Origin of the sequence: Chryseobacterium sp., assembly GCF_029240215.1 — a bacterium.
In the GTDB taxonomy this organism is placed as follows: Bacteria; Bacteroidota; Bacteroidia; order Flavobacteriales; family Weeksellaceae; genus Chryseobacterium.
Genome location: NZ_JARBTK010000004.1, coordinates 55,677 through 82,300 on the forward strand (window position 1 = coordinate 55,677; position 26,624 = coordinate 82,300).

A 26,624-nucleotide genomic window follows, 5' to 3' on the forward strand; every position below is an offset into this window, starting at 1 on the left:
TTAATTATCTCACAGGCGTTCTAAACTCACCATAACCAAGCAAACCATCATAATTTCTTCCAAAAGGTTTATAGTACAAAAATGCCTGATATAAATTTTCTGTCTGCCAGAAATTCCCGTTAACTTCACCGAAATTTAAAGAACCGTTCGCTTCTTTTGTAGCAAGAATGTAATTGTAAAAACCTTGTTTTAAGAAAATTTTTGCTACATACTTTTTCTTTTCTGCATCATAAATCATTTGAGATTCTTTGCTTGCTTTAAAATCATTAAACCCACCCAAAACATACAATTCTTTTTCCACCGGATCAGAATCTAAAGAAAAATGCACCCAAGAATAATCTGCTTCTCTTTCAGCATTTCTTTCTAATCCCAAATCATTTCGTCTGTAATAAAAAGCCCCGTTCACATCCGGTTGATATTGATAATTCAACGGATACGCCCAAACCGGATGAAGATAAGTATTATTAACGCCGTCTTTCAACCCAGTTTCATACACCATATCTGCAGGCATATTCATATTTTTATTATCGAAATAATAGAATTCATTGTTTCCCGGAAATACAATACTCATCTGCTGAAACAAAATCTGACTTCCCAAAGTAGAACTCGGCTTGAGATTCGTAATTTTCATATTCTGATTGTTATTCTGCATCACATTCAGCGTCATAGAATTCACATTTGATGACAGATCTCCGCCTTTTGAAGTTACCTGTACCTCTACTCTTTGGTTAACATTTGGATTTCTTGCGTCAGCAATTCTCGAGATGTTTAAAGCTAAATTTACCTGATCTTCCACCAGAGAAAATCTTTTGGTGAAAAGCGGTTTGTCAGCGGAATCTTTATAAACAATGATTTCAAAATTACCTGAAATTTTCGGTCTTATTTTATCGTTAGGAAATTGTAAGGTATAATGCGTATAAGCCTGAATAGTATTAAATGAATACTGAAACTGATCCAAAAGCGCATTCATACTTCCATTGGCTATTTCCGTAAAAAACAGATTGTCATCCTGCCAGTTTCTGTCGTAATGTTTAATCGTATATCGGTAAACATTACTTGAATTGGTCAAATCATCAAAACTCAACACCAACTGCTGATTCATATTAATAACAGGTGTCTCGTCATTGGTTTGAGGATTAAATAACTGAATACTTTGAATGTTCTGAGCAAAAGCCAAAGAACCTAAACCGAGTAAAAATATCTGCAACGTTTTCATTATGACGAAGATAACGAATCTCTGAAGAATATTGTATTTTTGATAAAAAAAATATTCAGAATATGTTTCAAATACAGTCTTTCGTCTTCAATTTTGCTAGTGAAAATACTTATGTTCTTTTTAATGAAAATAAAAATGCCTGGCTGATTGATCCGGGAAATATGAATGATCAGGAAACTACTGCCATCGCAAATTTTATCAAAGAAAATGATTTAAAAATTGTAAAAATTGTTTTAACGCATGCTCATATCGATCACGTTTTGGGCTTACAATGGGCTTTTGACACTTATAAAGTTCCGGTAACGATGCACGAAGATGATAAAGAAGTTTTGGATATGTTCCAGATCAGCGGAATGAGATTCGGATTTCAGCTTGATCATATTAATGTTGACTTACAGTATGTAAATGAAGGTTACGAATTGGATTTTGATGGAGAAAAATTTAAAATTTATCACGTTCCGGGACATTCGCCGGGAAGTGTTGTTTACCATAATGAAAATCAGAAATTTATCATTTCCGGAGACGTTCTTTTTGAAGGAAGCATCGGAAGAACAGATTTGTACAAAGGAAATTACGAGCAATTAATTGAAGGAATTAAAACAAAACTTTTTGTCTTGGATGAAGAAACAAAGGTTTTTTCAGGACACGGAAATCCTACTAAGATTGGTTTTGAGAAGCAGTTTAATCCGTTTTTGAAGTAAATTTTGGAGATATTTTGCTAAATTCTAAAAATAGAATTTCTAACACAAAATTTGTCATTCCAGAGGAATCCAAATCCCGAAAGTAATCAAAGCATTTGTGTTGAGATTCCTACGGAATGACAAAATGAGTGAGTGATTAACAATTTTAAAAATAAAAACCACCAGAAAAATCTGGCGGTTTTATCAATTTATTAAAAAATTATCCTTAGAAATCTAAAGTAATTGAAGCTCTTACCGCTGCGCCCATGATTGGTCTTGCCATAATTGTTCCGTCTCCTGATGGAGATCCCGCTCTTGGATCACCCTCTGTAATCCCGATGGTATTAAAGATATTGGTTCCGTCAACTGCAAAACGAATTTTGCCCAACTGATAAGAAGTTCCTGCTCCAAACTCGCCAAATGCCGGTAAAGTCTGAACATTTAACTGATCCTGAAAACGTTCTCCGTAATAATTGTAGCTCACATAAGTTCTCCATTCTTTAGTGATGTTAACTGCAGGAGAAATATTGAAGTATAATTTTGGCATTCTTCTTACCGTATTCCCCTCTAAAAGGCTGCTTCCGCTAAGTCCTGTATATTTAGGATTCTGAATAGTTCCATTGAAACTAACTTCAACCAGATTATTAAAGAAACGTGCAAATCCTTCAACTTCAACACCATAATTTTCAGTGTCAGCAAATGTATTTTCAGAAGATCCGTTAGAGAATACATCTGTAAACGAAAGGTTTTTAAGCGTAGAATAGAAAGGGATCACACCAATATCAAAATTACGGGTATAATATTTATAACCTACTTCAATCTGATTTGTAGTTACCGGTTTTAATGGCTGATCAGGATTTACTGTAGTAAAATAATTATAGTAAGCTTCTTCATTTGGAGATCTGAACCCATGAGAGAAACGTCCGTAAACTGCATTGTTTGTATTGATTTTATAATTTGCAGCTAACGTGTAAGAAACTTTATCAATATCATACTTCCAGTAAGAATATTTATTTCCCAAAACACTCATATTATCATCCGCAGTTGTTGTTGCAAAACTATGAGTTCCATCTGTTGTTAATCCCGAGTTATTGAGGTTTCCGGTAGTTGTGTTAACTGAATACCCCTTATAGAAATCTCTGCTGTAACGAATTCCTGCATTTAAGCTTAAATTATCCGTAATATTAAAATCTAAATTTGCATAAACATCATTCAGACTTCCCTGAACCTGAGATTCTCTTAATAAGAATGACATAGCCGTAACTCCATTATACGTTTTAGAATAACCTGTAGAAGTCGGAGTTAAAGATGTATCAACTAAATTTAGCAATTCTGGTTTGTCTGTAGCTGTTGCAAGAACGTTACTCCAGTTCCAATATTGGTTTGATCTCCAGTTTGATTTATAGAAACCTGCTGTTGCGTTTCCTTTGTCAAACTTGTAACTGAACTGTAAATCATTGACGAAATTGTTCATCTTTTTATCAATTGCCCAGAATCCTAATTCCTGAACGTAAGCAGGATTTACTAATTGCCCGCTACCAACTAAAGAATACTGGAAATTATTTCCTGTAATACCACCGTTTGTATTTGCGAAATCCTTTGCCGTTTTGGGCCCTCCTGCAGGGAAAATACCTGTATAATTCAGATTGATGTTTGTGTATCTTGTTTTATTGGTTACACTTAAATTATCTCCCAAATCATATTTAAATTCTGCACCCACAACGTCAACTTTCGGATGAATTCCGTCTTCTAAATTTCTTTTGAAGAAACCTCCACCTGCTTGTGGAATATTTAGCTGACTGATTGATCTGTAACTGTACGTTCCATAATTAGCATCAAAGCCAGGAAATTCTTTTAAATCATTTCCGTTTTGTGTCAAAGGAATTGGTAGATAAAATGTGTTTCTATCATCAAGTTTTTTATAATATATTTTAGCATAACCTTTGTCGAAAACATATTTCAGATTCATTCTGATTTGTCCTCCGTTGTTTGCTTTAAAATCTGTTTTTCTGATACCGTCATCTGTTCTGTAAAAACCACCAACATTGAAGAATAATTTATCCTGAATTAATGCTCCGCCAAGATTCACATCAGTACGCATCAATCCGTATGTACTTGTTTCTAATTTAGCAGTTCCTTTAAAATCATTACTTCCTTCTTTAGAAATAAAGTTAATCAAACCACCAGGAGAATTGGTTGCAAAAATAGAACCTGAACCCCCTCTTAACGCTTCCAATCTTCCAGTAGTGTTATCTACTCGAAAAAAATTATCTGCATTAGCAAATTGCAATGCTCCGTCTTCAAAAACAGGCAAACCATCTTCCTGAACCTGAGTAAATTCGTAAGCTCCCGCAGAAGGAATACCTCTGGCAAAAAGGTTATTCCCTACTTCACCTCCTGAAGTTTCAACCGCAAAACCAGGAACTCTCTGCAACAAAGCTGCAGCACTGATCGGATTCTGTTTCTGTATTTCTTTTGCAGTAAACGTTGAAATTGCTGTACTTGATTCAATTTTTGGTTTTGGTCGGGAGTTACCAGTGATTACTACCTGATCAATAGATCTTGTTCTTGTAGAATCCTGAACAGTTTCCTGGGCATAAGTGTTGTTAAAATAAAACGTTGCTATACCTGTAAGCAACAGAATTGATTTTTTTTTCATAGCTTTTTGATTTTTATTATATGTTAGTTTGTTTTAATTTTAAATAAACCCCGTTCGTCCAGCCAAAACCGTCCTGATTGGGGTATTCTCCACCTCCCGCAATGGTTTCTGTATCGAGAGCATTATATTTTTCCATGAGTTTTCCGGTGTTGTTGTAAACTCTTTCTACATTTGAACACCAGTTGTTTTTTATTTTTTCAGCGAGATCATCAAAGCCGTAATTTTTTGAAGATAAAAATCCTAACCATTGATAAGGAGCCCATGCATTTGGAAGATCCCATTGTTGTCCTGAATTTTTAGTCGTGGTAACAATTCCTCCCTGATAAAGAAATTTCTCTTCAATGGTTTCTATCACCGCTTTTGCCTGACCTAAATTTGCTAATTTTAAAAACAAAGGATAAATTGTTGCAACGCTTTCTGATGAAGTCTGCTGATAATTTTTTATGTGATAATCTCTATAGATTTTTCCTTTTGCATCCCAAAAATATTGATCGATTGCTTTTTTTCTGTTCTCAGCTCGCTGACTATAATACTCTTGTTTTTCTAAAAGATTTTTAAGCTCAGAAGATTGAGCTAAAGTTTTTTCTAAATGCCATAAGAGACAGTTAAGATCAACCTGAGCAAGATTTAAAGTTTCAATGGTTTGAATTTGATCTCCGTCTGCAAACCATCTGCTGGAAAAATCCCATCCCGATTCACAGGCAGCTCTTATATTTCTATAAAAATCTTTTCCTGCAGGTTCTTTATAATCTTCAATATCGATTAAATAACTTTCAGGTCGAGGCGTATTTTCAGCATCGTAATATCTGTTTAAAGTTGCTCCTTCTTTTGTTTTGATGACTCTTTTAGTTGCAGAATCATTTTCCAAGCCTGTTTCGCCATCCATCCAGAATTGATATTCCTTTTCAAGAGTATCATAATGCTTACTGTAGATTTCTCTATCATTTGTGCTTTCAGCAAGTAAATCAAGCATTAAAGAAAAGTAAGGCGGCTGTGAGCGACTCAGAAAATGGGTTCTGCTTGCATTTGGAACAAATCCGAATGTCTGAATAAGGTATGAGCAGTTCTCAACAATGTTTTCCATCATTTCAATTCGTCCGGAAGCCTGCAATCCCAACATTACATAATAGCTGTCCCAATAGAAAAACTCATTAAATCGTCCTCCGGGAACAATGTACGGTTTTGGTAGTTTCAGAAGCGTTCCTTTTTCTTCAGGAGCAGTTCTTGTAAGTTCGTCCCAAAGTTTTTCAATATGCTGATCAATCGGTAACTGTTTTTCTCTTTCGATAGTAATTTTAGATCCCAAAAAATCGAAATTTGATAAAACGAAAGATTTAAGATCAAAATCCTCATTATTTTTTTCTTTCTCATATTTTTCATTGATTTCCGAAACAGGAAATAACGGAACTGCATCTGTCATTGTTTTCTGATCGTCAAAAATTTCTGATCTCTGAACATCGTCAAACAAAGACTCAATATCTTTTATATATAGCTGAGTACTCATTTTTATTTTTTAGGATTTATTTTTAATTTATTCATGATTATTGCCGAAACAATAAGCAAAGTCAAAGGAATTAAAGACAGATAAAAAGCCTGTTGTCCGCTGAATTCCTGAAAGACAAAACCTGTGATAATTGATCCGATTGTTCCTCCTATTGCAGAAAAAACGACGATAAGACCAGACATTGCACTATGTAAATATTTCGGAATTGAAGCCAGAATAACAGAATTGATACTTGGATAAATCGGTGCCAACAAACCTCCCATTAAAGGAAAAAGGTAAACGACAAGCGGTGCATTCAACCAGTTTGTATTGGTGCTGATCACAATATCGTGCGTCAATGGAAGAACCAGTAAAATACTTATGGCAAAACCAACTACACAGAATGAAACAACATATATCCAGCTGAATTTCTTTGAGAAAAATCCTGACAAGAATCTTCCCAGAGCAAAAGCTCCCGCCAAAACTGCACCTGCCTGAATACTCATCGACGTAGGAACTTTTAAAATTTCTTTATAAAAAGTCGGCGTCCAGGTCTGGAAACTTTGTTCAACCAAAACGAATAAAAAAGCACACAATAAAAAGAATAAAACTTTTTTGTAACTGAATAAACTGATACTGTTTTTGAGATCTCCAAGCAAACTTGTCTCTTCACTTTTAGCATCGTTTTCATTTAGTTTGGAAAAAAAGAGAAAAAGAAAAGACAAAACCGACAGACCTCCCAAAACCCAATATGCATTCAGCCAATAAGTAGATTTAGGATTATTGTCATCCATAAAAAGGCTGAAAAGTACATTTCCCATCAAAACACCAACCATGAAAAACCCTTCAAGAAATCCCATAAAACTGGAGTGTTCTTTATCAGTTTCTGTAACCAGACCTATCGATGTGAAAACTGAAATTTTGATTAGGGCAAAAGAAATCCCTACAATGGCAAATAACAATTTAAAGAACCAGAACTCATTGGCAAACGGCATTACAAAACACATACAGCTTACCAAAAAAAGTGCGATAAGCATTGAATTTTTGATTCCTATTTTAGGTAAAAATGAGGCTAAAATAAATGAGCAGATTGCAATCGGAAGATCTTTGAAACCTTCCAAGACGCTCGCCTGAGATTTTGAGACATCAAAATTCTGCTGCATCTGCAAAATCACTGTCCCAACAGAATTGAGAAGGATTGCAAAGACGAAATAATTTAAAAACAAAGCTGCTTTTATGTTGAAATTTTTCATGGAGTTAATTTCTTGGTGGCTAAGATAGAAGCATTTCAGTTAACGTTAATTTAACATAGTAAATCAATATTTGAACTATATTAATATAATTGCTATTTTTATAACCTAAATATCATTAACTAAATGAAAGTTACTTTTGAAAGAGTAATTCCTGATGAAAAGAGCTCTTTTCGCACGATTCACAACAACTCACCCATCTCAGAATTCAAATGGGAATATCATTATCACCCGGAAATTGAGCTCGTGTGCGTAATTTCCGGGAGTGGAACACGACACGTTGGCTACCACAAAAGCAATTATACGAGTGGCGATTTGGTATTAATTGGTTCCAATATTCCACATTCGGGATTTGGTTTAAATTCGATTGATCCGCATGAAGAAATTGTTCTACAATTCAGACAGGAAATTTTGCAGTTTCCTGAACAGGAAGTGGAAGCAAGATCTATTAAAGATTTATTAGAACTTTCGAAATACGGTATAAAATTTCACAGAAAAATAAAAAAAGTGATGATTCCAAAACTGAGACTGATGCTGGAATCTGAAGGTTATAAAAGATATTTATTGCTGCTGGAAATCCTCTTCGAACTTTCAAAGTCTAAAGATTACGAACTGTTGAATAACGAAATTATGCCTTACACCATCATTTCAAAAAACAAAACAAGACTGGAAAATATTTTCACCTTTGTAGAACGCAACTACGACAAAGAAATTAATATTGAAGATGTAGCAAAATTGGCAAACCTAACGCTTCCCGCATTCTGTAATTTTTTTAAAAAAGCAACCCAAATCACGTTTACAGAATTCGTAAATCGATACCGCATTAACAAAGCTTGTTTATTAATGGCGCAGGATAAAAGCATTTCAGAATGCAGTTACAATTGCGGCTTTAACAATGTAACTTACTTCAATAGAATGTTTAAAAAATATACAGAAAAAACACCCTCAGAGTTTATTAAGAATTTCTCACACAACAAAGTTAATGTAGATTTGAAAGTTGAGGCTAAAGCTACATTTTTAGAATAAAAAAAGCTGCTCAAAATTGAACAGCTGATATATTTTAAATAATGAAAAGTTATTTCCATTTAATATTGCAACCCATACTTGGTCTTTGAATTTCTTCCTGTGGCTCACCAATCAAAAGGTTTTCAAAAGCAATAATCAAATCTTCACCAGTCACTTCTTTATGATTTCCCGGTCTTGAATCATCCATCTGCCCTCTGTAAATAAGGTCTAATTTATCATCAAAGAAAAAGAAATCCGGAGTACAAGCTGCGTCATAAGCTTTCGCAATCGCCTGGCTTTCGTCATATAAATAAGGAAAATCAAAATTTCTCTCGATCTGGAATTCAATCATTTTTTCAGGAGAATCTGCGGGATATTTTTCAACATTATTTGAGTTGATCGCAACAAATTCAATCCCTGCTTCATTATAATCTTCATATAATTCTGTCAACTTATCAATGATGTGAAGTACAAACGGACAATGATTGCACATAAAAATCACCAAAGTGCCTTTTTCACCTTTCAGATCATCTAATGACTGAACTTCATTGCTTTTTGAAGGATTAGGAAGTTCAAAAAAAGGTGCTTTTGTACCTAATGCCAACATATTTGAGGGAGTATTCATATCTTTTTTATTTTGTCCACAAAGATAAAGATTTCTTTTAGTAGTTACTAAAACAATAATCTAATTGAGTTAGGCTATTTAATCTATTAATTTTTACAATAATTAAAGAATAACTTACTTCAACTCCCATCCCGTCAGCAAACTGCAAATCATAAAGTTCTTCAAAGTCTTTCTTTATAAGTTAAATTTCAAAAATTATTTGGTTCGTATAGTCAAATGTTTGTATTTTTGCTAACACTGTTAGTAAAATAAAATCATGGGCTTACATGAACGTCGTCAAAGAGAAAAAGAATCTATCCGTGCAAATATTTTGCAGGCAGCATTCTCTTTGGCTAAAACTGACGGTTGGGCATCTCTTTCTATCCGTAAAATTGCAGATGCTATTGAATACAGTGCTCCCGTTGTTTATGATCACTTCGAAAACAAAGAAGCAATTTTATATGAAATCTCAATAAATGGTTTTCACTGTTTGCAGATAGAATTATTGAAAGCTCAGAAAAAACACGAAACACCTGAAGATCAGTTGACGGCAATTGTAGATGCCTACTGGAATTTTGCTTTTAAGAATAAAGAATATTACCAATTGATGTTTGGTCTTGGAATGCAGTGTAGCGGAAAAGGTTTGATGAAAGAAGAATTTTCGTCTTTCCAGGATATGCTTTACGACTGTACTTACGAAATTATCAAGAAAAAAGGCTCAAATGAGAACAATGCTTGTCACTCTTCTCATGCTCTGTTTTCAGCAGTTCACGGATTGATTTCGATTATGATGATGAGAAACGATGACATCCCTTCTACAATGAATAAAACAACTTTGGACGAAACAGTTTCGGCTTTTATTAAATCATTGTAAATTTTTTTTGAACTAAAAATTAACACCGTTAGGAAAAGTAACATAGAATAATTAACATTATTCAATTAAATTAAAAATAAAAAACTTTAAAATGAAACATAACTTCTTTACATTATTTCTGGCAATTTTTTTCCCTTATCATTAACACTGTTAAGAAAAATAACACACAAAAACAACTCACCCAAATTTATATTTAAAAATTGTAAACATGAAAATTACACATTAACTCAACATTAAAAATGTTTTATTTTTTTTAACCAAAACTTAACACCGTTAGAAAATATTACATCAATTAAATTAAAAACAACATTACTTAATCTAACATTTTATTAAAAATAAACTAAAATGAAAATAACAGCAAAAACAAAGATTATCGTACTTATATCGAGTATTATTCTTTTACAAAGTTGTACTAAAGCAGCAGAAGGCACAAACGCTGCACCACCTGCACCAGAATTGCCTGTATATACTGTGATCACCTCTCCTGCTACAGTTTATCAGGAATTCCCAACTGCACTAGAAGGAAAAAATAACGTAGAAATCAGATCACAAGTTGACGGATATTTAGATAAAATTTATGTAGAAGAAGGTGCTTATGTGAGAGCCGGACAAGCATTATTTAAAATAGATTCAAGAGCTTACGGAGAGCAAATGAATATGGCCAATGCCAATTTACAGGTTGCCAACGCCAATATTCAGAAAGCAAAAGTAGAAGTTGACAGACTTCAGCCATTGGTTGCTGCAAAGGTAGTTTCTGATGTACAATTGAGAACTGCAAAAGCGAATTATGCAGCAGCAGTTGCAGCAGCATCACAGGCAAAAGCTTCAGTCGGTGGAGCAAGAATCAACGTAGGATTTACAACCATTACTGCGCCAGTAAGCGGATACATTGGGAGAATTCCTTACAAAAAGGGAAGTTTAATTTCAAGAACAGATCCAAGTCCTTTGACTTTATTATCGGACATCAGCGAAATTTATGCATACTTCTCTCTAAGCGAACTGGATTTTATTGGTTTCCAGAAAAAATATCCGGGAGCGACCTTAAACGAGAAACTGAAAAACATGCCGATGGTAGATTTAGTTATCGCAGATAACACCACCTATCCTGAAAAAGGTAAAATGAGCATCGTTGACGGACAGTTTGACAAAACCACAGGTGCAATAAGCGTTCGTGCAGTTTTCCCAAATGCAAACGGAGCATTGAGAACAGGAAATACAGGTAGAGTTCGTATGCCGCAACTATTTGCCAACACACTTGTTATTCCTCAGGAATCGACCTTTGAAATACAAGATAAAGTCTACGTTTATGTAGTTGGAAAGGATAAAAAAGTAACCTCAAAACCTGTAACGATCTCAGGAAAAACAGACAGCTATTACTTTATTTCTGAAGGACTTGCTGTTGGTGAGAAGATCGTTTACACAGGAATCGGGGCTTTGAAAGATGGAGTAATGATTCAGCCGAAAGCGATTTCATCTGACAGTCTTTTAAGAGCAAGACCTTTGTAAAAAGCGTTTAAACTTTTAATACAAAAGTCAGAAAAGCGTTTAAACAACATTAAAAAATAAATTTCTTATGTTAAAAAAATTCATAGATAGACCGGTACTTTCTACGGTTATCTCCATTATACTATTGCTGTTGGGAGCGATGTCGGTTTTTAACCTTCCGATTACGCTGTTTCCCGATATTGCACCACCGAGTGTGCAGGTGACGGCATTTTATCCGGGAGCGAATGCAGAAGTTGTTGCCCGTTCTGTTGCAGTTCCTATTGAGGAAGCTGTGAACGGTGTTGAGAACATGACGTACATGACCTCCAACTCAAGTAACGACGGATCCATGACTTTGAGCGTATTTTTCAAGCAAGGTTCAGATCCGGATAACGCAGCAGTAAACGTTCAAAACCGTGTTTCTAAAGCGATGAGCCAGCTTCCGCAGGAGGTTGTACAGGCGGGAATTTCGACTCAGAAAGTTCAGAACAGTATGATTATGTTTATGGGATTGTCAAGTGATGATCCAAAACAATATGACGAACTTTTCTTACAAAACTATTTGAAAATCAACGTTATTCCACAAATCCAGCGTATTCCGGGAGTTGCTCAGGCTCAGGTTTTCGGAACGAGAGATTATTCAATGAGACTTTGGCTGAAACCAGATAGATTAGCAGCCAATAATCTTTCTCCGCAGGAAGTTTTAGCAGCAGTTAAAGATCACAATTTAGAAGCTGCACCAGGACGTTTAGGACAAGGAAGCAAGGAAACTTACGAATATATCTTAAAATATAAAGGTAAATTAAATAAAAATGCAGACTACGAAAACATTGCCATCAAATCAAACAGTGACGGTTCGTTTTTAAGATTAAAAGATGTTGCGAGAGTAGAATTCGGTTCTTACACTTATACCGCAGCCAACAGAATGGATGGTAAACCTGTAGCAGGATTTGCCATTTTACAGACTGCAGGTTCTAATGCAAATGAAATTCTAACTGATATTGAAAAGCAGGTTGAGCAAATGAAAACTACCCTACCTAAGGGAGTTGAACCCATCATCATGTATAATTCAAAAGACTTTTTGGATGCGTCAATTCATCAGGTTGTAGAAACATTAGTAATTGCATTCGTTCTGGTATTTATTGTAGTATTTATTTTCCTTCAGGATTTCAGATCTACATTAATTCCTGCGATTGCTGTTCCGGTTGCGATCATTGGTACATTTTTCTTCCTTCAAATGTTTGGTTTCAGTATCAACATGTTGACCTTGTTTGCTTTGGTTCTCGCTATTGGAATTGTGGTGGATGATGCGATTGTCGTCGTTGAAGCCGTCCATTCAAAAATGGAACAAACAGGAATGCCAGTTGAACAGGCAACTACGCATTCAATGAGTGAAATTTCCGGAGCCATTATTTCCATTACGTTGGTGATGTGTGCGGTGTTTATTCCGGTTGGTTTTATGCAGGGTCCGGCTGGAGTTTTCTACAGACAATTTGCCTTTACTTTGGTGATTGCCATTATGATTTCAGCCGTTAATGCATTGACTTTAAGTCCGGCTTTATGTGCTTTATTATTAAATGATCCACAAGGAGAACATGGCGAACACGGTCAGAAAAAAGGTTTTGGAGCGAAGTTTTTCAATGCTTTCAACAAAAGCTTCAACAACATGACCAAAAAATATATTTACAGCCTTAAATTTTTAATTAAAAATAAATGGGTTGCCGTTACTGGTTTAGCGTTGATCACGGCTGCAAGTGTTTTCTTAATTAACAAAGCTCCTACAGGATTTATTCCAACAGAAGATCAGGGATTTGTTTTATACGCAGTGAATACGCCTCCAGGAAGTTCATTAGACAGAACGCACAGAGCCACTGAACAGATTGATAAAATCATCAACGGTGAAAAAGCCAAAAACCACCTTTGGGTTGCCGACGGAATGAACTTTATAAGTAATTCTAACGCGTCTCCTTATGCTGCAGGTTTCATCAAGCTTAAAGATTTTGAAGATCGTGGCGAAGTGAAAGATCCCGATCAGATAGCAGCAGCCTTGACAGGAAAAGTGGCACAGGTAAAAGATGCCAATGCATTCTTCTTCAACTTTCCGACGGTACAAGGTTTTGGTAACGTTTCAGGATTTGAATTTATGTTGCAGGATAAAACCAACGGTTCATTTGAGCAGTTGGGAACAACCACTCAGACATTTATCGGGGAATTGATGAAGCGTCCGGAAATTGCTTTTGCCTTTACAACTTACGCAGCAGGAAATCCTCAGTACACAATTGATGTAGATACGGATAAAGCCAATCAGTTGGGCGTTTCTGTGACAGAATTGATGCAGACGATGCAGATTTATTATGGAAGTAGCTTTGTTTCAGATTTCAACAGATTCGGAAAATATTACAGAGTGATGGCTCAGGCAGATATTCCTTACAGAACCGATGCGAATTCTATGGAAGGAATTTATGTTAAAAATAAAACTGGCGAAATGGTTCCTGTAAAGACTTTGGTGACATTAAAAAGAACTTTCGGACCTGAAACAGTTTCAAGAAACAACTTATTCAACGCTGTAACAATTAATGGAACTCCAAAACCTGGTTACAGTACCGGAGACGCCATCAAAGCCGTAGAAGAAGTTGCTCAGAAATCACTTCCTAGAGGTTACGGTTACGAATGGACAGGAATTACCCGTGAAGAAATCAAAACCGGTGGACAAACTGCTTTTGTATTCATGTTAAGTATCTTGTTTGTGTATTTCTTACTGGCAGCTCAATATGAAAGTTATATTCTTCCATTTGCGGTTATTTTGACCATTCCTACAGGGATTTTCGGAGTATTTGCTTTCACAGGATTGGCCGGAATTGATAACAATATTTATGTTCAGGTCGGATTAATTATGCTCGTCGGATTGTTGGCGAAAAATGCGATTCTGATTGTAGAATTTGCTGTTCAGCGAAGAAAAGCAGGAAAAACATTGATTGAATCAGCTCTTCAGGCTTCAAGATTACGTTTAAGACCAATTTTGATGACTTCATTTGCTTTCATCATCGGTATGTTACCATTAGTTTGGACGCAAGGTGCAGCAGCAAAAGGAAATCACTCCATCGGAATCAGTACCGTTGGCGGAATGTTCACAGGAGTTGTCTTCGGAATTTTCATCATTCCGGTAATGTATGTGATCTTCCAGTATTTACATGAAAAAATGCCAAGCAGAAAAAATAAAAGACTTCTAAAACAAAAACAACAGGAAGAACTTCTAGCAACAGCACACTAATAATAAATGATTAACAAAACTTTGAGAGATGAAAATCGCGCAAAATTTTTCTTCAATTTAATTTGTAAGATTTTCCAAACTAAGCAAAGTATTTTCTCCTACTAAAGACTTCTTTGCTTACCGCTCAAAGTTTTGTGATCAATTTAAATATATAGACTTATGAAAAGAGTAAAAAATATAATCATCGCTTTTGGGATTGCATTAGGTGCAGTTTCTTGTGTGCCGAAATTGGCATATCAGGAAACGAAACCCGAACTTCCCGAAACATTCAAATATACTGCGACTGCAGATACTGCAAGCGTTGCCAACTTAGAATGGAAACAGTTTTTCAACGACCCGATGTTGCAAAATTTAATTGAAAAAGGAATTAAAAATAATTTCGATTTACAGATTGCTTTAAAACAAGTTGCTTCTTCACAGGAAAAACTGAAACAGGCAAAATATCTTCAATATCCCGATGTAGGTTTCGGAGTTTCTGCGCAGATTTCAAAGCCTTCAAAAAACAGCATGAACGGGCAAAGCTTAAATTTATTTTTAGGGCAAAGTCATGTCGAAGATTATAATGCAGCATTTAATTTATCTTGGGAAGCAGATATTTGGGGCAAAATCAAAAATCAGCAGGAAGTTTCAAAAATGCAGTATCTGCAGACTTATGAAGCGACAAAAGCAATTCAGACACAGGTTGTTGCGGCGATTGCTCAGGGCTATTATAATTTATTGATGCTTGATAAACAATTGCAGATTGCAAAATCAAATTTAGATTTAAGCACCAACACCCTTTCTCTCACAGAAAAATTATGGCAAAGCGGCGACACGACTTCGTTGGGAGTTCAGCAAGCTACAGCTCAGAAACAATCTACAGAGCTTTTGATTACTCAATTAGAACAAAATATTGCGATTCAGGAAAATGCATTGAGCATTTTAGTTGGTGAAAATCCAAACAAAGTCAACAGAACAATTGAAATGTCCGACACTTCTTTACCACAGGAAATTTCTGCCGGACTTCCTGCAGCGATGGTGAGCCGTCGTCCCGATGTTCGTCAGCAGGAATTGGTTTTACTGGAATCAAATTCAATCGTAGGAATTGCTCAGGCAAATATGTATCCTTCATTGAAAATTACAGCAGCTGGTGGAGTTAATTCATTTAAAGTTGATAACTGGTTTTCAATTCCGGCTTCTTTGTTCGGTTCTGTTTTAGGAGGATTGACTCAGCCTATTTTTCAGAAAAGACAATTGAAAACAGATTTAAATGTTGCCAAAATTCAGAGAGAAAAAAACGTTTTGGCTTTTCGTCAGTCTGTCTTGAATGCAGTAGGCGAAGTTTCTGATGCATTGGTTTCCAATGAAAGTTTAAAAGTTCAGGAACAAAAAGCCAGCGAACAAGTGACAACCTTAAAAAACGGAATAAAAAGTGCCGAAATGCTTTATAAAGGCGGAATGGCCAATTACTTAGAAGTGATTACAGCTCAGGGAAATTCTTTACAGGCTGAACTGAATCTTGCGTCCGTAAAAAGACAGAGGTTGAGCAGTATTGTAGACTTGTACCGTGCTTTAGGTGGAGGATGGAAGTAGTAAATTAATTATATTGTTTGAAGTGCGGTCTTTCGGGATCGCATTTTTTTGTTTAAAGTAAAAACATTTTTAGCATCCGAATTGTCTTTCAGAGCGAAACGCAGTGAAGCGTGGAATCTAAGTTATATTTTTAGAGATTTATTTTGCAATATTGTTGCCGAGATTCCTACGGAAATCGAAGATTCGACGGAGTCAATGGCAAAGTGTACGTTGTATTATTTTTGAAATTCTTCATTAATATATTCAATCAATCCATCAAAATCCTTCTGAGAATATCCCAACTTCAAATAATGAATATCATCCGCTTTTCGATACCAGGTCAATTGTCGCTTTGCATATCTTCTGCTATTTTTCTTAATTTCAGAAATAGCAAAATCCAATTCCCATTCACCTTCAAAATATTTAAATAATTCTGAATAACCCACTGTATTCAAAGCTGTCAAACCTTTAAATTTTTCCAAACCTTTTGCTTCATCCAACAAGCCTTTCTCAATCATGATATCAACGCGTCGGTTGATTCTGTCGTATAATTCTTCTCTCGCAGCTTCAATTCCGATCCGAATAACGTTAAAATCTCTTGAGTCTTGAGAAACAGCAATCAATTCAGAGTATTTTTTATCCGTTTGCCAAATAACATCTATTGCACGCAAAAGCCTTCTGTGATTATGAAAATCTACAACAGAAAAATATTCAGGGTCGAGTTCTTTCAATATTTCCTGAAGTTTTTCAATTCCTTCATGATCCAGAATTTCCTGTAATTTATTCTGATTTTTTTCACTGGCTTCCGGCAAATCATTCAGACCTTCAATAACCGCTTTTTCGTACATCATACTTCCGCCAACTAAAATGACGGTATCGTATTTTTCAAAAAGTTCGTTGAGTTTATTTAAAGCATCTTCCTCGTATTGTCCAATCGAATAATATTCCTGAACAGAAAGATTTCCTATAAAATGGTGAGTTGCTTCTGCCAATTCTTCTGCAGACGGAGAAGCGGTTCCGATGATCATTTCTTTAAAAAACTGACGCGAATCGCAGGAAACAATTTCTGTATTGAAATGTTTTGCCAAATCAATTGCCAATCTCGTTTTTCCAATTCCGGTAGGTCCTACAACAGAAATCAAATTTTTCGCTTTCACAGTGCTAATTTAAATGTTTATCTTTGTACAACAATAAAAAAGTATGATTTTATCAATGACCGGCTTCGGTAGAGCCGAAGGTGTTTTTGAAGGAAAAAAGATTTCTATCGATATTAAATCACTGAACAGCAAGAGCTTTGATTTGAATATCAAAATTCCTTTGCGTTACAAAGAAAAAGAATTTGAAGTAAGAAAAATTCTGAACGATAGAATCATCCGCGGAAAGGTAGATTGCTATATCAATATTGAGAATCTTGAAGAAACAAATGATGTAAAAATCAACAGAAGCCTGATTGATTCTTACATGAATGAGCTTAAAAATATAGCTTCTGACGGACCCGATTTTGAATACCTGAAAATGGCGGTTAGACTTCCGGATGCAATCACTTCACGACCTGACGAATTAACGGAAGGCGAATGGGAATCTTTGGCTAAAATTGTCAATAATGCTGTTGATAAATTCCAGGAATTTAGAAAAACTGAAGGGAAAATTCTTCACGAAGAACTGGAAAGAAATATCAAAAATATCGATAAATCTTTGGCAGAAGTCGTTCCTTATGAGGAAGTAAGAATTAATGCAGTGAAAGAACGTTACATGAAAACTTTAAAAGAGTTTGAAAACGTTGACGAAACAAGATTCTATCAGGAAATGGCTTATTTTACTGAAAAATTAGACATTCAGGAAGAAAAAGTAAGACTTTCCCAACACTTGAAATATTATTCTGAAGTGATGGAAAACGAAGATTTTAACGGAAAAAAACTAGGTTTTATTTCACAGGAAATCGGAAGAGAAATCAATACTTTAGGTTCAAAAGCCAATCACGCCGAAATTCAGAAATTGGTGGTGATGATGAAAGATGATTTGGAAAAAATTAAAGAACAGACTTTAAACGTATTATAATTTAGTTGTTAGTTTTTAGTTTTTGGATGAAAAATGTTTACTAAAATACTCTTCAAAAGCTAAATACTAAAAACTAAACACCAATAACAAAAATGAATAAGGTTATCATATTTTCAGCGCCATCGGGAAGCGGGAAAACGACATTAGTAAAACATTCGTTGGAAGCAATTCCGGAATTGGAATTTTCCATATCATGCACAACGAGACAACCGAGAGGAAGTGAAGTTCATGCCGTAGATTATCATTTTTTGAGTCCTGACGAATTCAGGCAAAAAATTTCGGAAGATGCTTTTGTAGAATTTGAAGAAGTGTATACTGATAAATATTACGGTACTTTAAAATCTGAAGTCGAAAAGATCTGGAACTTGGGGAAAGTTGTTATTTTTGACGTTGATGTGAAAGGCGGGGTTTCCTTAAAAAAATATTTTGGTGAAAAAGCTTTGTCAATTTTCATAGAACCACCTTCCATTGAGGAATTGGAACGAAGATTGATCTCCAGAGGAACGGATGATGCGGAAACCATCAAAACCCGGGTAGCAAAAGCAGAAGAAGAAATGTCTTATGCGAAAGAATTTGATAAAATCGTGATTAACTCCGATTTAGATATTGCAAAAAGAGAAATAGAAAGTTTAATAAAAAAATTCATAGAAGAAACCAGAAGTTAGAGATTAGAAGTTAGTAAAACACCGGCAAATTCCGGATCAAATCTAACTTCTAATTTCTAAAATCTAACTTCTATCATCAAAAAACATTGAGGTTGATATGAGTACCGAAACATTAGAAAAAGCTAAATCTGCGATTCCTGTTAGAGGATTTTTAGATATAAAAGATTTGGTAATTCCTCAAGGAGAAGAATTGGTAAAAGCGATTCTTCAATTGAAAGAAGAGAAAAATGCGGTAATATTGGCGCATTATTACCAACCTGGAGAAATTCAGGATATTGCGGATTTCCTTGGAGATTCCCTTCAGCTGGCAAGACAGGCAAAAGACACGAATGCTGATATGATCGTATTCTGCGGAGTCCATTTCATGGCAGAAGCAGCGAAGATTTTGAATCCCACGAAAAAAGTAGTTCTTCCTGATACTATGGCGGGATGCTCTTTGGCAGACGGATGTTCAGGGGAAGGTTTGAGAAAGATGCGAGAGCAACATCCAAATGCTTTGATAGCAACCTACATCAACTGTAATGCTGAAACAAAAGCAGAAAGTGACATCATTGTAACCAGTTCAAACGCTGAAACGGTAATCGAAGCTTTACCGAAAGACAGACCGATTATTTTCGCTCCGGATAAAAATTTAGGAAGATATTTATCTCAAAAAACGGGTCGTGATATGATTCTTTGGGATGGAAGCTGCATCGTTCACGAAGCATTTTCAATGGAGAGAATTGCGCAGCAGTTGGCTGATAATCCTGATGCTAAATTAATTGCACACCCGGAAAGTGAGGAATCAGTGTTGAAGTTGGCTCATTTTATTGGTTCTACTTCTGCTCTTTTAAACTACGTTGAAAAAGAAGATTGTCAGAAATTTATCATCGCAACAGAGGAAGGAATTCTTCACGAAATGAGAAAACGTGCTCCTCATAAAGAATTGATTCCTGCTTTGGTTTTTGACGAAAGCTGTAACTGCTCAGAATGTTTCTACATGAAACGAAATACAATGGAAAAACTGTATTTATGCATGAAATATGAGCTTCCTGAGATCATTATCGATGAAGAATTAAGGTTAAGAGCTTTGAAACCGATTGAAGCAATGCTTGATCTTTCGAAAAGCATCAAATAAAGTACAACAACGAAAAATATAAGAAATGAATAGTGCATTTAAAAAGGCATTCAAAATCTATAAATATTTGGTTTCAATATTTATAGTTGTCTTTTTAATTTATTTTCTAGTAGATGATTATGACTTAGTTATCAATAGTTCTTACTCAACTATGACACTATTTTATGTGATGGCTTTGGTTATTTTTTATGCATTCATTTTTTCGTGCTGGTTTTGGTTAATAACTTCGATTACTATTATTCTTGATTTTTACACCAAAGAAACAAGATGATTTTTTATTTATTTTTTATGGAAGCATAAAAATTTATGTTTATCAAAGGTTGTTGCGAAAAGCTTTAACACCAATAGAGACAATAGTTAATCTTTTGATAGTGTAGATAAACTTAACAGCGGGTTTTCACTCGCTTTTTTAGCTTACAACTAATCCATTAAGTTTGTCATTCCGTAGGAATCTAAGCCATCATTTTTAAAGCTAAGCCAAAATTCCTACGGAATAACAAACCATATATTTACAAATTGAATTTAAAATAAGCAGTTTATACAATTTAAATATCAAACCATGAGCAAAATATTCTTAGAAGATGTAAAAATCTACGCTTACCACGGTGTTCTTCCGGAAGAAAACATCATCGGAACCTATTATATTTTAAACACAGAAATCCACACAGATTTGTGGGAAGCGGCAGTTTCTGATGATTTGAATGATACAATAAGTTATGCAGACATCAACGAGATCATTCATAATGAAATGAAGATCTCATCTAAATTATTGGAGCATGTTGCAGGAAGAATTATTACTAAGATCAACGAGAAATTTAATCAGATTTCTTATATCAAACTAAGAATCACCAAAACAAGCCCACCAATGAAAGGTGAAATGAAAGGCGCAAGTATCGAGCTTGAAAAAAGTTTTTTATTAGGTGGAATTAAAGGAAATGAGTAATTTTCAGTTTAAAAAATCAGAATCAAGTGAAAATATTCAGCATAGTATCTCTGTTTCTTTCCATTGGAATTTTTGGGCAGAGCAACACGACTTCAGGTGATCCTATTTACAATTTCCCAAAAATAAAATCGAGCATTACGATGCCGGTTACAATTCCGTTGTCGGAAATCAGCAATATGATCAATGCTTCGGTAAAAGATCTGATTTTTCAGGATGATTCTTATAGTGACAACGATAATGACCAATTCAAAGTAAAAGTCTGGAAAACACGCCCGATACGATTAATCGGAAATGCCAACCAGAATATTTTTATCGAAGTTCCTTTAAAAATATGGGCAGAAAAAGGAATCGGAACGTTGGGAGTTTACACGTATCAGGAAACGACTTTTGAAACGGTGATGTATTTTAAAACAGCATTAAGCTTCAAAAATAACTGGACGATCAGCACTTTTACACAACCAATGGGTTTCAAATGGGTCAAAAAACCTGTTCTGGATTTTGGGAAAATTCAAATTCCTATAACTTCTTTAGTAGAAAAAAGCTTAAAAGAACAGCAATACAAGTTTTGCAAAACGATCGATCAGCAAATGGCATCTCAGCTTAATTTTCAGCAATACGCTGTTTTGGCTTGGAACGCTTTTTCGCAGCCATTCAATATTTCGGAAGAATATAATACATGGTTAAAAATCACTCCAATTAATGTCAATATCACTCCTTTAAAATTCTATGGAAATCAAATTGATACCAATATAGGTATCGACATTTTTTCTGAAACCTACACAGGAACAAAACCCGAAGCTTCACAACCGGCAAAAGCTGTGATGAACTTTAATTTTATTCCGCTTTTAGCGGATCAATTTGTTTTGCAGACTACTGCGAACATTCCATTTTCTGAAGCGACTGGCATTGCCAGAAAAATGTTTCTGAACAAAGAATACGATATAAGAGATTCTAAAGTAAAAATTACAGATATCAAAGTTTACGGTGAAGCAAACCGAATCATGATTGAAGCAGAAATGGAAGATTACATCAACGGAACCGCATTTATTTCCGGAATTCCTGTATATGATGAACTGAAAAAGAAAATCGTTTTGTCTGATACAAAATTCAAATTAAAAACCTCCAATATTTTACAAAAAACTGCTACGCTTCTATTCAAAGGAAAAATCGTAAAAATGATCGAAGATGAATACGGAATTCCTACTTCTGATCTGGAAAATTCGTCTAAAAAAAGCATAGAAGAAGCATTTAACAAAGAATATTACAAAGGCTTGAAAATGAGCGGCAAGGTTTTCAATCTGAAACCTCATCAGATTCTTTTAAACAATTCCGGAATTACGGCTGTTATTGACACCAACGCAAATTTAAGATTTACTTTAAAAGGATTTTAGACCAACTATAAAACTAAAAACATTAATAAAAACATGAGAAAATATTTACAAATTATTGACAGACAAAGAGCTACAAAATGGGCAAGAGTTGCTAACATTGTTATTGACAGAATTGTTTTTAATTTACTATTTTTTGCGCTTGGTCTCGCAGGAGGAATCGTAGACGGAATTTTTGGAATATATTATTTTACCAAATTTTTTGATCAGTTAGCAGATTTGGGAAGGGTTGCAGATATTATTATAACGAGTATTATCTTTTTCTTTTATATTTTCTTTGTTGAATATCTTACAAAGGGAAGAAGTCTCGGAAAATTTGTGACAGGCACCAAAGTGATTATGATTGACGGCGAAGAGCCAACGGTACGGGATTATTTTATCCGAAATATTGCCAGGCTGGTTCCTTTCGATGCTTTATCTTTTTTAGGAGAAAACGGATGGCACGACACCTGGAGCGACACAAGAGTAATTAATATCAAAAATTATGAAGCTGAAAAACAGGCTAAAAGCGATATCGAAAGTCTGGGAAAGCAAGAAATCGCATAAAAACTTTGTTTTGAATTATAAAATCTTCTATATTTGCACCACTTAAAAATGGTACTTTGGCCGAGCGGCTAGGCAGTGGTCTGCAACACCATCTACAGCGGTTCGAATCCGCTAGGTACCTCACAAAAACTCCGATCTTTTGATCGGAGTTTTTTTTACTTATTATTCATCGGAATATTTAATTTTTACTTTCTGGAATAAAAATATATCTTATATGAACCCAAGCAAGATTATTAGTAAAATCTTGACTTAATGTATCGTTGCAACTTAAGAACATAATAATCAAATCAATAATAACTGATTATGAATAAATACATTTAATAAATTCATTATTATTAAGTATTTATCAAATAAAATTGAACACCAAATACAAAACAGAATTAATTTTAACATTTTCTTAACTAAAACTTGGCTTCATAATTGAACGTACCACATTGTAAAGCTGAAAAGTTTGTTTAAAAATTAAAAATTTGAGTTATGAAAAACATATTGTTAACAGGTTTTTTATCAGTCATGGTGCTGACAGCCTGCAAAAAAGATGACCAAGTTGCAGAGAAATCTCTTGAACAGCAAAAAATAGAGTTTCAGGCAAGACAACTTGAAATAGAAAAGCAAAAATTAGCAATTGAAAAAGAAAGATTTGCTTACGAGGCTCAGAAAAGAACAGACAGTATTGCTGAAGTTCAAAAAGCAAAAGAAGCTGCAGCCGCCGCAAAGCCGCAGGTGATAAGAGAAACAAAAACAATCTACAGAGACAACCCTTCATCATCTAACAACAGCGTTGCCAACAATGGAGGAAGCTCATCACAAGGTACAACAGCTAAGAAAAAAGGAATCAGTGAGGCCGCAAAAGGTACTGCGATAGGTGTTGTAAGTGGAGCTGCTCTTGGCGCCCTTGTCAACAAGAAAAACCGTGGTGGTGGTGCTGTAGTTGGCGGTATTATTGGTGGTGCTACAGGTTATACATTAGGTAGATCACAGGATAGAAAAAGCGGACGAGTACAGCCGAGATAAATAAAATCATTTCAGAAAACAATAAAAGATTGCTTATTTTTAGGCAATCTTTTTTTATGCTTTTAATTCTACTCACCATAATTGTTATTGTTCCCGCTCTTTCAGGTTGGGGAAAATTATTTGAGACCATCTTTAAAACCCAGTTAAGTAAAGAGATTTCAGGGAAAATTATTTTTGGAATTTTTGGAATCTCAATTGCCTGGACTGTTTTGGCTTTTTTTATTCCGATAAATTTATATGTTGAGGTTCCCACAATCTTAATAGGTCTACTCTACTTTTTTAAGGAAAAATTACATCTTCATCTGGATCATTTTTCTCGAAAGAACTATTGGCTATTAACAATAAGCTCCCTATTTATTTTATTTTGCGGATCATTTCATCCTTACATTTTAGACCATTTCGGATACTACCTACCAAGCATACAATGGCTGAAAGAATACGGTCTGGTAAAAGGAATTTCAAACCTTGATCTTGTACTTGGTCAAATGTCGATGTGGCATATTTTCCAGGCAGGATTTTCAAATTTTACTGATCCTTTCTTAAGAATAAACACAGTTTTACTGATTGTATATTTACTTTACATTATTGAGAAAAAAAGTTGGATTCAACTATGCTTTCTTCCCGTTCTACTTCTGTTTTCGCAATCCCCAAGTCCTGATTTGCCTGTAATTATTTTTTCTTTGATTGTTTTAAACGAAACTCTTTCCAACAACAAAAACACAGCAATCCTCTTTGCTTTTTCTGTCTTTGTTTTTGCGATAAAGCCAACAATGATCTGGTTACCGATCTTTACTTTTCTCCACTCTATTTTCATTATCAAATCTCAATTTAAAAGTGCAATCCCAGGAATTCTAATCTTCTTTTTATTTTGTTTAAAAAACATCTGGACATTCGGATACCCAATTTTCCCCATCCCGATTATTGACTTAGGATTTATTTGGAAACCCAATCAGGAGTTATTAAAATCCTCTTCTCAATTTGCAATTTTAAAAACTTTCGACAATCAGTATTCTTATCCGGAAATACAAAAATTCTCAACATTCGACTACATTAAAAACTGGCTGTTTTTAGATGGAATTAAATCTGTCATCAATATTTTATTTGTTTTAAGTTTACTTATTTTCATCATTTTCACTTTTATTAAAAAAAATAAAATCATCACTTTTATTTATATTTCATTGATCATAAAAAGTATTTTAGTTTTACTATTTTCAGCACAATACAGGTTTTTCATCGATGTATTTTTTGTGATCATTTTTGTAATGCTTTTTACTTATTTGAATGAAAAGAAATCGTTCTTAATTTATTCAGTATTAATGATATTTTTCGTCAGTTTTATAACTTTTCCTTCTGTTGCAGCTCAATTCATTCCAAGTTACAGAATGTCATCATTCATGGGAAAATTTAAATCTGAACAATTATACAAACCTTCAGTTTACGAATATAAAAAATACCACTCTTTCGAAACAGGAAATTTGAAATTTAATGTCTCAGAGAAATATCCCTTTAACTTTGATACGCCAATTCCCGCAATTTCTGAAAGCTTCATTTTCGACTATCAAAAAGCAGGAATCTTCCCTCAGTTGATTGATAAAAATAATATCCGAAAAGGTTTTATTTCAAAAGAAATGACGGAAAGTGAGCAAAAACAGGTCGAAAAAATAACTGATAAAATCACAAACTCTTATAAATAGTATCAATTCAAAGACTTTATTATCTGAATAAAAAACGGTAATTTTGTAGTATGTTCAATACTTTAGGGAATCTGCTCAGCCTGACGACTTTCGGTGAAAGTCATGGTCTTGCATATGGCGGAATCATCAATAATTTTCCGGCTGGTCTGGAAATTGATTTAGAAAAAATCCAACACGAGCTTGGCCGAAGAAAACCTGGTCAGTCAGCTATCGTGACACAACGTAAAGAAAGTGATACTGTGAAATTTCTTTCAGGAATTTTTGAAGGAAAAACCACCGGAACTCCAATCGGTTTTATGATTGAAAATGAAAATCAAAAGTCGAAAGATTACGATCACATTGCACAATCATATCGTCCGAGTCATGCAGATTTTACCTACGATCAGAAATTCGGAATCAGAGATTATCGCGGTGGCGGAAAATCTTCTGCACGTGAAACCATCAATTGGGTGGTTGCGGGAGCTTTGGCAAAACAGCTTTTATCAGATATCGAAATTAATGCTTACGTTTCTTCCGTAGGCGAAATTTTCTGTGAAAAACCCTATCAGGATTTAGATTTTTCTAAAACCGAAAGCAATGAAGTTCGTTGCCCCGATACGGAAACTGCCGAAAAAATGATTTCAAAAATCAAAGAAATCAAAAAAGAAGGCAACACAATTGGTGGAACGATAACTTGTGTGATCAAAAAAGTTCCTGTCGGAATTGGCGAACCTGTTTTTTCTAAATTACAGGCAGAATTGGCAAAAGCAATGCTCAACATTAATGCCTGCAAAGGTTTTGAATATGGGAGCGGTTTTTGTGGTGCTAAAATGACAGGAAGCGAACATAACGATGCTTTCAATACAGATTTTACCACAAAATCAAATCTTTCAGGCGGAATTCAGGGTGGAATTTCAAACGGAATGGATATTTATTTCCGTGTAGCTTTTAAACCTGTCGCAACTATTTTAAGACCTCAGGAAAGTGTTGATAAAGACGGAAATGCCGTTACCGTAGAAGGAAAAGGAAGACATGATCCATGTGTCGTTCCGAGAGCTGTTCCGGTGGTGGAAAGCTTGGCAGCTTTCGTATTGGCCGACCTGTTTTTGATCAATAAAACAAGAAATATCAATCAATTTTAA

At 34.8% G+C, this 26,624-nt stretch carries 21 protein-coding genes and 1 tRNA gene; 16 read left to right on the plus strand and 6 right to left on the minus strand.

The window, feature by feature from the left end; genetic code table 11:
- Positions 1–4 precede the first annotated feature (4 nt).
- Entirely contained in the window at positions 5–1,216 is a 1,212-nt protein-coding gene (locus K0R77_RS09915) for a type IX secretion system plug protein domain-containing protein (RefSeq protein WP_300351850.1), read from the minus strand.
- A 62-nt stretch (positions 1,217–1,278) separates the two neighbouring features.
- On the opposite strand from K0R77_RS09915, the gene K0R77_RS09920 reads away from it, so the two are divergent.
- Positions 1,279–1,917 (plus strand): MBL fold metallo-hydrolase, encoded by a 639-nt coding sequence (locus tag K0R77_RS09920; protein ID WP_300351852.1) that lies wholly within the window; start codon positions 1,279–1,281, stop codon positions 1,915–1,917.
- Between the two features lie 205 nt (positions 1,918–2,122).
- On the opposite strand, the gene K0R77_RS09925 is transcribed toward K0R77_RS09920, so the two are convergent.
- The 3 genes from K0R77_RS09925 to K0R77_RS09935 are packed head-to-tail and all read right to left on the minus strand — an operon-like array spanning position 2,123 to position 7,291.
- A complete protein-coding gene (locus K0R77_RS09925; protein ID WP_300351853.1) occupies positions 2,123–4,555 on the minus strand; it encodes a TonB-dependent receptor in 2,433 nt (810 codons plus the stop codon).
- Positions 4,556–4,571: 16 nt separating this feature from the next.
- Positions 4,572–6,059 (minus strand): trehalase family glycosidase, encoded by a 1,488-nt coding sequence (locus tag K0R77_RS09930; protein WP_300351855.1) that lies wholly within the window; start codon positions 6,057–6,059, stop codon positions 4,572–4,574.
- A gap of 2 nt (positions 6,060–6,061) precedes the next feature.
- Positions 6,062–7,291, minus strand: a complete 1,230-nt coding sequence (locus K0R77_RS09935) for a sugar MFS transporter (RefSeq protein ID WP_300351857.1) — start codon at positions 7,289–7,291, stop codon at positions 6,062–6,064.
- A gap of 123 nt (positions 7,292–7,414) precedes the next feature.
- Here K0R77_RS09935 and K0R77_RS09940 point away from each other — a divergent pair, with 123 nt between their 5' ends.
- Positions 7,415–8,314 (plus strand): AraC family transcriptional regulator, encoded by a 900-nt coding sequence (locus tag K0R77_RS09940; RefSeq protein WP_300351858.1) that lies wholly within the window; start codon positions 7,415–7,417, stop codon positions 8,312–8,314.
- Between the two features lie 49 nt (positions 8,315–8,363).
- On the opposite strand, the gene K0R77_RS09945 is transcribed toward K0R77_RS09940, so the two are convergent.
- On the minus strand, positions 8,364–8,918 hold the full coding sequence (locus K0R77_RS09945; RefSeq protein WP_300351860.1) for a thioredoxin family protein: 555 nt from the start codon (positions 8,916–8,918) through the stop codon (positions 8,364–8,366).
- A 256-nt stretch (positions 8,919–9,174) separates the two neighbouring features.
- On the opposite strand from K0R77_RS09945, the gene K0R77_RS09950 reads away from it, so the two are divergent.
- From K0R77_RS09950 to K0R77_RS09965, 4 genes are all read left to right on the plus strand, one after another.
- The gene (locus K0R77_RS09950; protein WP_300351862.1) at positions 9,175–9,771 is read left to right on the plus strand and encodes a TetR/AcrR family transcriptional regulator; all 597 of its coding nucleotides are present in this window, start codon (positions 9,175–9,177) and stop codon (positions 9,769–9,771) included.
- Positions 9,772–10,116: 345 nt separating this feature from the next.
- Positions 10,117–11,277 carry an efflux RND transporter periplasmic adaptor subunit gene (locus tag K0R77_RS09955; RefSeq protein ID WP_300351864.1) on the plus strand — a complete coding sequence of 387 codons (1,161 nt, stop codon included), beginning with the start codon at positions 10,117–10,119 and terminating at the stop codon, positions 11,275–11,277.
- Between the two features lie 67 nt (positions 11,278–11,344).
- Positions 11,345–14,527, plus strand: coding sequence for an efflux RND transporter permease subunit (locus K0R77_RS09960; protein WP_300351865.1), 3,183 nt, complete (start codon positions 11,345–11,347; stop codon positions 14,525–14,527).
- Between the two features lie 159 nt (positions 14,528–14,686).
- Positions 14,687–16,099, plus strand: coding sequence for an efflux transporter outer membrane subunit (locus K0R77_RS09965; protein ID WP_300351867.1), 1,413 nt, complete (start codon positions 14,687–14,689; stop codon positions 16,097–16,099).
- A gap of 215 nt (positions 16,100–16,314) precedes the next feature.
- On the opposite strand, the gene miaA is transcribed toward K0R77_RS09965, so the two are convergent.
- Positions 16,315–17,235, minus strand: coding sequence for a tRNA (adenosine(37)-N6)-dimethylallyltransferase MiaA (gene miaA, locus K0R77_RS09970; protein ID WP_300351868.1), 921 nt, complete (start codon positions 17,233–17,235; stop codon positions 16,315–16,317).
- 43 nt (positions 17,236–17,278) lie between these two features.
- On the opposite strand from miaA, the gene K0R77_RS09975 reads away from it, so the two are divergent.
- The 10 genes from K0R77_RS09975 to aroC all read left to right on the plus strand — a co-directional run bounded on the left by K0R77_RS09975 (position 17,279) and on the right by aroC (position 26,624).
- Entirely contained in the window at positions 17,279–18,136 is an 858-nt protein-coding gene (locus tag K0R77_RS09975; RefSeq protein WP_300351869.1) for a DUF1732 domain-containing protein, read from the plus strand.
- A gap of 92 nt (positions 18,137–18,228) precedes the next feature.
- Entirely contained in the window at positions 18,229–18,801 is a 573-nt protein-coding gene (gene gmk, locus K0R77_RS09980; RefSeq protein ID WP_300351871.1) for a guanylate kinase, read from the plus strand.
- A gap of 97 nt (positions 18,802–18,898) precedes the next feature.
- Complete coding sequence (nadA, locus tag K0R77_RS09985; protein ID WP_300351872.1) at positions 18,899–19,918, plus strand: quinolinate synthase NadA; 1,020 nt, start codon at positions 18,899–18,901, stop codon at positions 19,916–19,918.
- A gap of 559 nt (positions 19,919–20,477) precedes the next feature.
- Entirely contained in the window at positions 20,478–20,861 is a 384-nt protein-coding gene (folB, locus tag K0R77_RS09990; protein ID WP_300351874.1) for a dihydroneopterin aldolase, read from the plus strand.
- Between the two features lie 26 nt (positions 20,862–20,887).
- Complete coding sequence (locus K0R77_RS09995; RefSeq protein ID WP_300351876.1) at positions 20,888–22,252, plus strand: DUF4403 family protein; 1,365 nt, start codon at positions 20,888–20,890, stop codon at positions 22,250–22,252.
- A 33-nt stretch (positions 22,253–22,285) separates the two neighbouring features.
- On the plus strand, positions 22,286–22,795 hold the full coding sequence (locus K0R77_RS10000) for an RDD family protein (RefSeq protein ID WP_300351878.1): 510 nt from the start codon (positions 22,286–22,288) through the stop codon (positions 22,793–22,795).
- Positions 22,796–22,845: 50 nt separating this feature from the next.
- Positions 22,846–22,916 (plus strand) — tRNA-Cys (locus K0R77_RS10005).
- 356 nt (positions 22,917–23,272) lie between these two features.
- On the plus strand, positions 23,273–23,809 hold the full coding sequence (locus K0R77_RS10010) for a YMGG-like glycine zipper-containing protein (protein ID WP_300351880.1): 537 nt from the start codon (positions 23,273–23,275) through the stop codon (positions 23,807–23,809).
- Between the two features lie 56 nt (positions 23,810–23,865).
- Positions 23,866–25,503, plus strand: a complete 1,638-nt coding sequence (locus K0R77_RS10015; RefSeq protein WP_300351882.1) for a hypothetical protein — start codon at positions 23,866–23,868, stop codon at positions 25,501–25,503.
- Positions 25,504–25,553: 50 nt separating this feature from the next.
- A complete protein-coding gene (aroC, locus tag K0R77_RS10020) occupies positions 25,554–26,624 on the plus strand; it encodes a chorismate synthase (protein WP_300351883.1) in 1,071 nt (356 codons plus the stop codon).